Annotated in this window: 5 protein-coding genes; 3 read left to right on the top strand and 2 right to left on the bottom strand. The window is 62.9% G+C overall.

The features are described 5' to 3' along the window. The first annotated feature begins 224 nt into the window (after nt 1-224). Complete coding sequence (locus tag C1Y63_RS11875; protein WP_106016669.1) at nt 225-1,865, top strand: ABC transporter ATP-binding protein; 1,641 nt, start codon at nt 225-227, stop codon at nt 1,863-1,865. Further along, entirely contained in the window at nt 1,859-3,868 is a 2,010-nt protein-coding gene (locus C1Y63_RS11870) for an ATP-binding cassette domain-containing protein (protein ID WP_106016668.1), read from the top strand. Before C1Y63_RS11875 ends, C1Y63_RS11870 begins: the two co-directional genes overlap by 7 nt. A 617-nt stretch (nt 3,869-4,485) precedes the next feature. On the opposite strand, the gene C1Y63_RS11865 is transcribed toward C1Y63_RS11870, so the two are convergent. Beyond that, the gene (locus tag C1Y63_RS11865; RefSeq protein WP_146128957.1) at nt 4,486-8,007 is read right to left on the bottom strand and encodes a SpaA isopeptide-forming pilin-related protein; all 3,522 of its coding nucleotides are present in this window, start codon (nt 8,005-8,007) and stop codon (nt 4,486-4,488) included. 736 nt (nt 8,008-8,743) lie between these two features. Between C1Y63_RS11865 and C1Y63_RS12785 the strand changes: the two genes are divergently transcribed. Further along, on the top strand, nt 8,744-8,887 hold the full coding sequence (locus tag C1Y63_RS12785) for a hypothetical protein (RefSeq protein ID WP_158256168.1): 144 nt from the start codon (nt 8,744-8,746) through the stop codon (nt 8,885-8,887). 1,402 nt (nt 8,888-10,289) lie between these two features. Here C1Y63_RS12785 and C1Y63_RS11860 read toward each other — a convergent pair. After that, complete coding sequence (locus tag C1Y63_RS11860; protein ID WP_106016666.1) at nt 10,290-11,765, bottom strand: MFS transporter; 1,476 nt, start codon at nt 11,763-11,765, stop codon at nt 10,290-10,292. Nucleotides 11,766-12,840: the final 1,075 nt, after the last annotated feature.

The following is a 12,840-nucleotide window of genomic DNA, read 5'->3' as shown; positions in this document are numbered from 1 at the left end:
CAGCGGTCATCGCTGGCTCCTTTCGTGTTGGTCTGCAAACTATGACGAAGGGCTATGGGTCAGCGGTGGCCGTTTTTGTGCTTGGGCACGCCACCTGCGGGGATCCTGTTACACCACTCTAAGGGACACAACCCTCTGCTCCCCTCGCTTCCCTTGGGGCGCTGCTCGCGCTTGCTGCTTCAGCGGCCCTGGCTTTTGCGGGCCCCTGGGCTCTAGGCATCGAAGTGCAGCGCCTCAGCCAGGGGTACTCCACTTCCGCCGCGCTCCGGGCGGCACTGATCGTTGGCGGTATTTCTGTGGCATTGGCTGTTGTGGATGGCTTCGGCGACCACTGCGCCAACCTCGTCACACGCGGTACGGGTGCCGCGCGCCTGACACGAATTGGCGCGCAGGCCACCACGCGCACAGGGGTGAGCGATGCGCTTCACGCGGATGCGTTGCACTGGGTACAGATTGACGGGCCAGCGTACTTCTACTCCGCAGCGGCGACACTGACGAAGACTGTTGCGCTGGGCATCGTGGTGGCCCTGTGGCAACCGTGGGTGGGGGTCCTCAGCACGGTGCTAGTGCTGTGCTCCTTCGTGGTGGTGGCGACCTCCCTGGCCACGTTCAGCAAGCAACACCAGGACTTGGCTTCCTCCGCCTACCAGTCGAGCCGCCTCTGGGAGGTCATCACCGGCAAAAGTGCGCAGCGCGAAATAAGGATCTTTGCCTGGCAGTCCTGGCTGCTCAAGCTCTACGCGGAGGCCACAAGCTCTGTAAGTGCGCTTGCCCGCCGCAATGGGTGGCGGCTGGTGCGCATGCACAGCATCGCGGGTGCGCTCATCCTGGTGAGTATCGGCGTGGCCTGTGTGGTCGCCTGGCAGGAAACCGCCTCCGGGCGGATGGATCCGGGCCAGTTGAGTGCGGTGTGTTTCGCCCTGGTGCAGATGCATGTCGTGGGCAATGTTGGCCACGTGATGGGGCGCTGCGGGGAGGTGGCTCGCCACCTCGGGGAGCTGCAAGCCACCACAAGCGAAGATCACGACGACACCGACACCGCGGGCGCAGGCAGTGCCCCGCAGGCTGATTCCCTCCCACCGGGGGCCATCGCCGTGCGCGATGTGTCCTTCCACTACCCGGCACCGCACCCAGGCGAGGACGCCCGCCAGGTGCTGTCCGGGCTGGGGGTGACCATCCACCCCGGGGAACTCGTCGCCATCGTGGGCCCCAACGGGGCCGGCAAATCCACCCTCGCCGGCCTACTGGCCGGCTTCCTCACCCCCACTGCAGGATCGGTGCGTGTGGGCGGCCGGCTGGTGCTCATGCACCAATACCCCACCGTGTTCCCGGGCACCGCCCGGGACAACATCTCTTTCACCGCCTCAGCGGCGGAGGTGCAGGCCGCGCTCGCGGCCGCGCCCGGCAACCACTTCGTGGCAACTCTCCCCCAGGGCATCGACACGATCGTTGACCCGGACCTTGCCGGCGGGCGGGGCCTGTCGGGCGGGCAGAAGCAAACCCTGTTCCTGGCGCGCGCCCGCACCCAGGTCGCAGACAGTGATGTGCTGGTGCTGGATGAGCCGGCCAGCAACTTGGATCTCGACGCGGAGATGGCGCTCTACGACAGCCTCCGCGAGTTTCAGGGCATGACCCGCATCATGATTACGCACCGCCTGTCGGCAGCCCGGGCCGCCGACAGGATCCTCGTCATCGACGGCGGCCGCGTCGCCGAGGACGGCACCCACGAGGAGCTCATGGCGGCGCAAGGAGTGTATTTCGCTCTCTACGAGACGCAGCGCCGCACCCGCACCGCAACACCTCACCCCGCTGAGGCCGAGCACCCACAGCACACCCCGCTGGCGGAAGGAGACCCGGCATGCTGAGCGATATCCGCTACCTGCTGGCCATGGGCTGGCACGCCAGCCGCTGGCGCAGCGCCACCCTGCCCATCGTGTGGCTCTACCAAGCAGCAGCCGCCTGCGCGCCCCTGCTCGCGGGGATCGCCACGACGGCGGCGATTGCCGGCCACTGGGACACGGTCGGCTACGCCCTCCTGGGGTTCACCGCGCTGGCGGGCTGTGGCTTCGCCGTCACCGCTGTCGCCGGAGTGTTGGAATTACAACTCACCGATGCCGTCGCGCACGAAAGCAACCTGCGTATCGCCCGCGGCATCATGGGGCTTCCCACCCTTGATGATGTGGACGACGAGGACGTGCAGCAGGCATTGTCCTTGGCGGCCAGCCGCCAAGGTGTCCTGGGTGATGCCTACGCCGCCACCGTCACAGCAATGGGGCCGATCATCGTCAGTATCGCCACCGTCGGCGCGGCACTGGCTGTCGACTGGCGGGTACTGCTCTTGGTCCCCGTCGGCGGGCTCCACCTGCTGGTGATGGGCCGCTACCAAAAGCTCGAAATGGCGGCACAAGCCGCCGCCCACGGGCCGGAAACCCTCCTGCGGCGCTGGCTGCATACCCTGCGGGCCGACACCGCCCGCAGGGAGCTCCACCAAGCTGACGCGGCGGGCGTCGTCGCCCGCCGCCTGGGGAGTGCCGCCCACGAATGGGCTGCCGCCCGCACCCGCGCCCAGTTCGCCACGAACGCCCTCGATACGGCGGCAAGTGCTGTCTACGCGCTCGCCGTCGTGGGGGTGCTGTACGTCGTGGCGGAGGATCCGGGGAAGTTCGTTGCCGCGGTGATGCTGGCCGGCCAGTTGAAGGGCCTCATGCGCACTGTGTCCACGACGTGGCTGCAGTTGGTGCGGGGCACCACCCAGGTGCGCCACATCCGCGCCCTGGAGCGCGCCACCGCAGACCACCCCACGGCCACCACTGGGCGCGACGCAACGGTGAGTGGCGAACAGCCAGCTGCAGACACAGCGGCTGCACTCGGCGGGCACACGGCAGCATCCGGAGGATCCGCCGAGAGCACCGATGCAGCGCTTGTCTACGAACATCTCACCTACAGCTACCCCGGGCACGAAGCCGACGACGACGCAGCTGCTGACTCTTCCGATGCTGATGGCGCTGCCAGCGAGGAGCGTGATGGTGCCCCGGGCAGCGCAGCCAGCGTTGCGGCGGAGGACGCAGGGGCAGCCGAGGAGGAAGCACAGGCCACAGCGGGCGCACCTGCCCTGCTGCCTGAACGACGAGCTGCCCTGCAGGACATCAGCGCACGAATCCCTTTGGGAAAGACCACGGCGATCGTGGGGCGCAACGGCTCCGGGAAGACCACACTCACCGACATCATCCTCGGGATGCGGGGGCAAGGGCTGCCGCATATCGACCCCGCAGACTCCAGCGTGGTGGCTCAATTCCCTGTGCACCTGCCATTAGGGCTGGCCGCCAACGTGTATGCAGGCAACCCCGACAAGCGGGACTCCGACACCACCCCGGAGCGTGTGCGCCACGCGCTGAGCCTCGCAGGGGCGGCTGATCTGCCTGAGGAGGGCGACTACTCGGGCGGCCAATGGCAGCGCATCGCCCACGCTCGTGCGCTGTTTGCTGATACCCCGGTCATTGTTCTCGACGAGCCGACGAGTGCACTGGACGCCTTCGCAGAAAAGGCACTCCTCGATCAGCTGTTGAGCCTCCGCGGGGCAGACGCCACGACACACAACACCGGGGATGCCAGCAGCGCCCCGCAGCCGAAGAAATCGGGGCATCCCACCAGCACAGCTGAGGAGCCGTACGACGGCGACACAGCTGCCGCTGGGGCGCGACCCCGCACGGTCGTGCTCGTGACTCACCGCATGTTCATGGCCGCCCGCTGCGACCACATCATTGTCATGAATGACGGGAAGGTCGTTGAAGAAGGATCACCGAGCGAGCTGTTCCAGGCACAAGGGACCTTCGCCCGCCTCTGGGCCCTGGAGAACAGCGACATCTAAAGCCCTCCAGAGTTGAAAAACTCGGCCCACATCAAGCACCACCCACCAATCACCACCCACAACGCCTGCGGCCCAGTCCACCCCACACGAGGGGGACTGGGCCGCAGGCATGATGAGCGTGCCAGCAACGGAACACCGGTACCCCGGTGACGACGACGCACCGTAGGAAGGGTGCCAGTGTGAAATCGGTGTAGTTGGTAGGGGTGGTCCGCGTAGTTGGTAGCGCCAATTCCGGGTGGTTGGTAGGGCCTATCGCCTCGTCGTCATTGAAAATCCTCAAGCTGTTGAGCGGCACGAGAGGCTGCGTGTCGAGGAAAACGACTGTTTGCGCATGCAGCGCCCCGAGGCTGCTCGCACCACGGGGCCACATCGAACCGCACGCCGGCGGCAGAACGGGCCTGCGCACGACAGGAACGACGGGTGCTGGGGCGACACCGGACCCCGGGGTGCCCCGGCACTATACGTGCCCGGGACCCGATACAGGCGGCCCCGCGTCATGCCCGCCAAACGCGGCAGAGCCCGTGCCCCCGCCCCACACAAGGGGCAAAGAAGCACGGGCTCCCACCAAGAGTCCCAGCACCAAACCAGGACTCTCAGCTCAGACCAGCCGCAAAGCCTTAGGCCTTACGACGCTGGCCGCCAGTACGGAACATCGCGAACAGGCTGATCATAATCAGCACCGCAGCACCACCGGACAAAGTCCAGTGACCGATGCCACCAGCCTTCGGAAGCTCACCAGCTCGAGGATCGTGAACGTTGATCTTGCCGGCGGTGAAGAAGAAGGTGTCATCTAGAGCGAGCACACCCTCAGCCGGGCAGTTGCCTTCACCGGACACACAGGCCTTACCAGCCGGATCACCCACGGAGTTCACCGGGACGACCACACCACCGGAGCCAACCTTGAACAGCACCGGCTCGGGAAGCAAGGAGTACTTCTCATCTTTACCACCAGGGGACTTCGTCTCCTGGATGTAGTAGTACTCGCCGGCGTTCAGCTTCGGAGTGACGTACAGACCCGTGAAGTCGTCGTCACCTTCAGCCAGAGAACCCGGAGCGAGCTCAGCCTTGGTGGCTGCGTCCAACTTCGGCAGCGGGGCAGCAATCACCTCACCCTTGGTGAAGTTCGGGGAACCGTTTTCCTTCACAGCCTTGTACAGGGTGAACTCGGCGCCCTCCAGACGCTGCTTACCGCCCTGGTCAGTCTTCTCCACGACAACACGCACAGCCGGGGGAACAACCGGGACACACGAGTCATTGTTATCCTCGCCGTCCTTGTCGTCACCCATGGTCACCTTGTTGTAGAAACCAGTACCCGGAACGAGCTTGCCGTCCTTATCCAGGCACTCACCAGCACCAGGCTGAACATCGTTGCCCGTGGCACCAACAGTGGTCTCCCACTTCATGGTCGCCGCATCAGCCAGCGACACGAAGCCAGTGACCTCCACGGTGTACACCACGGTGCCATTCGGCTCGATCTTCTCGGCGGTTGCCGGGATAGCGAAGGTGCCGTTGCTCAGCTCAGCAGGAGCCAGCTCCTCGCCGACCTTACCGAACTTCACACCAGTGATGGTGAAGTTCGCCGGAAGCTGCGGAGCATCCTCGATGGCGGGCTGAGTAGAGGCTTCTTGGCCAACGTTGGTGGCCGTCACCGTGTAGGTCGCTACGGCCTCGTAGCCTGCGACACCGTCCTTGGTGACCTCAGTCATGACGACCTTCTGACCAGTGGTCTCAGAACCACCCTCAGGCGAGGCAGGGTTCTTCTTCAGCTTCCACTCGGCGGGAACGTCCGGCTTCTCAACCGGAATACATGCCACGTTGTCCTCAGAGACAACAGACTCATTCTCAACGTAGTCGCCATTCTCATCAACGAGGAACGTCTCGTTGACAACACCCTTGGACTTGTCGGTCACAACGGGACCATCGCCCGGGCGCTCTTCAGTCGGGGCACACTCACCAAGAGTCTCAGCATTAGCCTGGAATTTGGTCTTACCATCCTCGGCAGGAGAATCATCCGTCTTCACCGGAATGGTGATCACGAACGCAGCATCCTTCGAGTTGGACTCGGCCGGACCAAGGTTCTTCACGGAATCAGCAAGGACAGCACCCTCACCAGCGGAGAACTCGGCGTAGGGGTAGGACTCCTTACCGCCCACACGAGTCGCATTGCCGCCAGCCGAGACGAACTCGACCTTGACATCGCCATCGGACAGCAGGCCCTCCGGCAGGACAAACTTATCGGTCACCTTGCCAGAATCAGCAGCGAACTTGGAGTCGTTAGTGACGACGATCTTGAAGACCAACTCGCCCTTACCAGTCTCCTTATCCAGGGTGACCTTCTCACCAACGTGGTTGCCGGTATCAGCCACCGGAGAGTTCGCGAACTTCTCGATGTGAACCTTCGGAGTCACATACGTGTTCACCACGGTGCACGTTGCGTTGCCGTTTTCAGGAAGGACGAACTCCTTACCGTTAGCTTCCAGGGTCACGCCGTCGCACTCCCACTGAGTGTTCTGGTAGTAACGGCCACCCTCGGGGTTCGCAGCCGGATCAAAGTTGACGTTCTCACCAAGGACGTAACGACCCGGAGCAACATCGGTATCAACAGCAACACCGTCAGCGCCGGCATCACCGTCGGCTGCGGACAGCGGAGCACCGGTTTCAACGTCGTAACCAGCGGTCACCAGGTTGAACTGAGCCAGCTTCGCCGGATCATTGATCTCGTTACCCTTCTCGTCAACGATCTTCTTGATCAGCTTGACGTGAGCCGTCGGCGGATTCTCAAACGGGATACACGCCTCGTTATTGGCCGAACCGTCCTTATCGCCGGTCATATCAACCTTGTTGAAGAAACCGCCGTTCGAGGCACCATTGCCCATGGATTCACACTCACCGTTTGCGTTCTGCGCGTCCTTGAGGGACTTCGCCTTGAGCTTCACAGTGACGATGTAGGACTTCACCGAGCCACCGTCAAGATTGCCGGGGTTCAGGACCATATTGTCCTTGCTGAAACCGTTCACCGGCTGACCTGCGGAAGTAGCCGAAACAGAGACTACGTCGAAGGCATCCGGAGCCGTAAAGGAATCGGTGATTGCACCCGGGTCGCCGGCAGTAGCACCAATGTTGGCGACGTTGATTGCATACTTCACAGTGACGGAACCGTCGGCAGCAATCTTCGCCTTGTTGGGGGAAGCAGTACCCGGCGCCAGGATTGCACCAGTGATCGGGTCAACGGCAGACTTCTGAACCTTGAAGCCGCCCATCGGCTTGACCGGCTCACCATAGGAGCACGAAGCCAGGTCAAGGTAGCCAGCCGGACGGTAGGCAGCCGGAGCGTAGTCGACGTACTTCGCCGTCGTGCCTTCCTTCTCAATGACCATCAGGTCCTTGCCCGGCGCGTTAGCGGTCTTACCGGGGGCGAAGTAGAGCTTTCCGTCGTTACCGAAAGCGATGCCGAACGGTCGATAAGGGACGTTTGCGGTACCATACGTCGTTCCGTTGACACGTTCGCCCGCGAGAATCTTGTCCGTATCGAAATACTTAATCGTAGTCGTGGGCTTCTTGTGCACTGCAGTCACGAGCTGACCGTCACCCAGGAACGCAATGTCCAGAATGCTGCCCAGACCTTCCTGGTAAGCCTGACCCATCTGAACTGCAGTACCGGTCGGGGCGCCGCTAGCATCGTTGTTCCAGCGAGACATCTTGCCGTCGGTCGTTGCGAACCACAGGTAACCATCAGGATCGAATGCGAGGGGGGCGTCACCCGGCTTCGAGGTAATGTCACCCACAGACTCGATGGTGCCTGCCGGAGCAGTTGCAGTCTGCTTCACTGCGTAGCGCTTCAGGGTCGTGCCCTGAAGGTAGTAAATCCAGCCAGGCTGCTGAGCAGACATCGCAATACCGCCGGAAGACGTGGTCAGACGAGAGACGTAGTCGTTGTCTGCAGTATCGGCGTAGCCATCCTCCACGTGAATCTTGCCGACAGGCTTGGTCAGCGGGTCGCCACCAGAGGAGCTGTTGGTGTAGTAAATGTCTTCACACCAGTCACCAGGGGTCACCGGCTTGCCGCCGCCGGGAAGCACAAAAGCGTCAGTGGTGGACTCAGAAGTCGTAACATCTGCACGACCAAAGGTGAACTGCACACCCATCGCCTTCAGACGGCTCGGATCGCCGTCAGTTGCGATGTTGTTAGCGCAGTTGCGGTAGGTGTAACCACGCTTGATGGTGATGGCACCACCGGCAGGGACCCAAGAGTCCTCGCCGGTCCAGACCTTCGGATCATACTTCCAGTTAATGGAGTCGAGCCAGGTCAAACCATTCTGAGAAATCTGGGGATCGGTCGCGTACAGCGGGGCAGAACCATCGTTGCGGTTGATGACCGCACCGGACTTAATCTTCTCTTCCCACTCGGCCGGAATGCCTTCGAAGGAGATGGAGTTGCGGGCGTCGCCACCGGTCATGAAGTTGTCCGGAAGCGGGTCGTAGGTCACCTTGGAGGGGTCATAGGCGAACTTAATGTCCACCAGCCATGCACCATCCGAAGACTGCTTCAGAGCGCCCTTGAACACCGCCGAACCAGTACAGACGTCGCCATTATTCTCAAGGCGACGCTCAAGCTCAGCCGGCTCCAGCTTCTTGGACGCGGGCTCGTACGACATGGATCCAGCAGCCATGATGACAGCGCCCGGCTCAGCCTTGTCGCTGACCGTTGCGGTCTTCGTGAAGGTGGCGCTGAAGTCACTAGCGTTGGAGACGTCAACGGTGTAGATCCACGTATTCGGATCACCATCAGCCTGGGTCACGCCGACAACATTGCCGCCGCTCACAGACAAATCACCAGTGCTCGGAACGCTGTCAAACGGGGCCTTAGAATCCTGCGTGACGGCAATCTTGACCTTGCCTGCAGCAGTCGAGGTCGAGGTCGCGTTGAACTTGCCGGTGTACGTCACCGACTGCCCCTTATCAACCTGGGCCGGGCTGTGCGTCATTTCCACGGTCAGAGTAGGCGCGTCGCCCACCTGAGCCTGCGGCACAGTGACCGGGATGTACGCACGTGCCTGAGGCACGAGTACGAGAGCCAGCCCCAGCAGCAAGACGGCTGCGAGGGCGAACGCTGCGTAGAGCGTTTTACTGAGGTGCACAGCACCGACTGCCGTGGATGGACCACGGCCTCCTCGGTGGGTGCGGCTAGATGTGTGCGCCACGAATTCAACTCCTATCGGTATTCACAGATACTCTACCCCCGCACACAGGGCGTTCCAAACCAACGACTCAGCGGTTTCTCAGGTTTTTTGGGCTTTTTTGGCGCGTCGCGCTTGCCTTAGTCCTGGCTAGAGCGCCATGCCTACCGCGACCCATAGGGTTAGTCCGATGATTTGGCCCGGAAGCTGAGAATGCATTAAGAAACCAGTAAGCGATCAGGTGGCCCGAACGGGTTACCCCAGCAGCCCCCTCACTGGAGCATTTTTTCTCCTGGCCCCTACATGAATTTCATGCAGGCGACGGCAGGGTAGCGGACGTGGTGCCAGGACTACGCTGCCCTAATGGTGAATCCGCCATGTATTAGGCCTATGCATAGGACCTCACAAACAGACATTACACACCTCGACCACTCGACATACCCCCAGGCAGTGCTGCAAATTATCTGCAGGTTCTTAGAGGACTCTCAGCTTTGGTGCCGATCCCTCAGGTGCGACTGATGGCGGGTAGGCCGAACCTATCAATCCCCGCGAACGTGGGATTGCTCACAATTACTCTTTACTGCTGTCACATGTACACCATCATCACCCGCACGGCGCACGCATCTGACGCATGGCGCAACGTCAGGGTGATCAACCTCCAACCTACGCCTTACCCGGAGACGCCATGGTCGCCCGCCTCCACCCCTGCTTACGCCTTCCTATTTCACAAGCGCCCCAATCGACCGCTTACCTACACAGCCCACCAACCCTTCTGGATACCGCCCCGAACTCCACACCCACCCTGGGGCGCCCCGCCCGCCACATAACGGCGATGGACGCTCTTTTGGTGCCGCCTCATTCCCCATCGCGAGTTGTCACTATGACGAAACCCTTGTTTCGTGAGGGTGGGTGTCGTTGCTATTCGCGAGGTCGGCGGGTGACGTTGAGCGCCACGAGATAGTGCGCACCATTTCCGCGGCAGCGGGTTCGGCCCCGGGGTTGTCTACGCGCCCTCGCCGATTTTCAGCTGGGCACCAAGCGTGTCTACTGTTGCGCCGCCGATAGCAGCGGCCGCTGAGGCACCCTGGGAAGGTGTCGCGACTGCCGGCTCATGAATGCCGCCGGCGGGGCGCAGGCCCCGGCAGCCTTCTGGTATTCGCGTGTGCAGCGTCCTCAGCTTCGGTACGCGTTGCAGGATCAGCTTCGGCGGAGAGCCGCTGCTGCATCGCCGCATGTGTGCCTCCCTAGGCGCGCGAGCCTTCCTCAGCGTGTGCCGCCCCGGCTTGCGGGTTCTCTTCGGTTTCTTCGGGAGTCTCGGGTTGTGCGGAAGCCTCATCCTTGACGGCGCGCTTCGCCGCTTTCTCCTCGGCGCGCTGGGCACGAGTTGCAAAGCCAGCGACGAGACCAATGATGATGAGGCAGGTCGCCACACCCAGGATTAGCATCCGGCCACCCACCAACGGCAGGAGAGCAGTCCCACCCAGGATCACCACTGCCTGACCGGTGAGCACCAACGACTGGGCTGAACCACGCACCAGGGAGATGTCCTCCAGGGGAGCGTTCATCTGCAGCGAGACGCTGTAGGCGATGACGTAAATACCGAAGCAGAAACCGACGATGATCGGCACGGGGGCCGCCAACCAGATTTTGCCCGGTGCCACGAGGAACAGCACCGCACCGGTGGCGATGATGCCGACAACTTCCAGGGTGAGCAGGCTCGTCTTGCGGGCCGCTCGGATACACACCGCCATACCGGCCACCACACCGATTCCCTGCATGCCAAGCATGTAGCCAATCCACTCGGGATCCACGCCCAGGTCGTCGGTGATGAAGCCGAGGGCGCCTGCCTCCAGGGCACCGACGACACCCATGACGCACATGGCGATGACGACGTGGATGCGGAGCTTCGGCAGCCGCCACACAAGACCCCAGCCGGTGAGCGACTTCCGCCACACACTCATGTAGGGTCGCGCCTCCTCATCGGCGACCGCGGCATCAGCTTCGGTCGCGGCTTCCGCGGAGTGCGGGTGCTCTACAGGCTCCGCACCGCCGGCGGCAGCAGGAGCTGTTCCCCCGGATGCCACACCCACAGGTTCCGCACCCGCAGCGCCGGTCGCGGAATCCGCAGTGACCTGCGCGGCACCCGGCTTCACCGGCAACCGCAGGCCCCACATAATGATGCCGCCGATGACGAAAGCTGCCGCAGTAATCGCCAACGCCACAGTGCCGCCCAAGTGCTTGAACATCAAGGCACCCACGAAGGGGATGAACAGCTGGAACGTTTGGTTCACTGTCGACACAGTGCCCTGGACCTTGAGGAGCACCTCCTCTTCCTGGCCAAACATGCGGGGAATCAACCCGGCCAGCGCAGGATCAAAGAACGAGCCGACCACGCCGTAGGCACCACAGCACAGCAGGATCATGAGGGCTGTTTCGTCCAGAGTGAACGCGTAGGCGAAGGCCCCCAGCACCGTGGCCAGCAGGATGCTGGCCACGCCAATGATCTTGCCGGGCTCGTGACGATCAGCGAATGCGCCATACAGTGGGCCCAAGAGGCGAGGGGCGAAGACGAGCCAGCTGCAGATCGCGCCATACGTCGCAGAACCACCCACAGTGGTTGCCCACGCCATGAAGCCGACGAAGAGAACAGAGTCGCCGAAGTTCGTGAAGATCGAGCCGGTAATCAGCCGCCGCAAACGGGCCTGGTTATTCATGGTCATCAGGCACCCCCATACCCGGTGGTGGGGTCAGTCAGCGCTGCGAGGGACGACAACGTCGTGGTCCACATGGCGGCTCCTTCGTGTGCGTGATGTGTGTGCGTGTGTGGTGTGTATGGTGACAGCACATGCATGCTGTGACCTCAAAAATGTTTGGCCGATAGTGTATCCCACATCACGCGTGGTAGGTCACATGCAGCCCCCGATTGGGGGTGCAAGTGGGGGTAGCTACCGCAGCGCACCAGCAATACGCCCGTGCGCATACTCATCGGCCTCATTGGCTTTGGGGTCGCGATCATCCCGCACCTGCCGGCTCCGGCGCGGAGCGCCTCGCCCGCGGCAGCTCCTGCGCGGCTTAACCCGGTCCTGGCCGCGCCGATACCGGGCACCCCGTCGCCGCCCGCAGCACTCGCCCCACAGACGCTTTCCCCACCAGTCCTTTGGGTTCTTCACTCACCGCCCCTGAGCTCCTTCCCCGACGCCCTGAATTCCTCCCCCGACGCCCTGGACTCCTGGACTCCTGGGCTCCTTGTGATACCCCTTCGGTTGGTGCCTCGTGCCGCGGATTCCTTCTCCACCGGCCCCTGGCCTGCCATCTCTGGTCTGCCGTGTTTCGTGCCATTGCTGGCGCGCCTCTGCTCGCGTTTCCCCCTTGAGCGTGAGCTGCGTCGCCTGCTCGCCAATGCGCGCCCCAGCCCATAAGCTCGTCCCCCACGGCGTACGGCGGCGAGGCGGCGCGGGCGGCACGTACCTGGGCCAACAAGGCGCGCCCTTGCCGACACGGCCGGCCCGCATGCAGCTGCCCCACGGATAGCTCACGGCCCGGCCCGCCACACGAACACCATGTGGTGGGCCGGGCCGTGAAGAAAAGCCGACATCCGGCAAGGGAGTATGCGCGCCGCCGGGGTGACCTTGATGCGCTTCACCCCGGGGTCGCAGCCCGGGCGACTAGGCCGTGTTAGGAAAGTCCCCCGGCGTGTCCTAAGACACAAAAAGCAGGTTTCTGTTTACAAGTAGAGGTGTGAAACAAAACCAGAAACAAAAACCTGCAGCAACCACCCTACCGGCATACCGCCGA

The organism is Corynebacterium sp. 13CS0277 (assembly GCF_002994655.1).
Classification (GTDB): Bacteria; Actinomycetota; Actinomycetes; order Mycobacteriales; family Mycobacteriaceae; genus Corynebacterium.
Note: the sequence above shows the minus strand (reverse complement) of the source record. Positions and strands in the feature narration are given on the sequence as shown.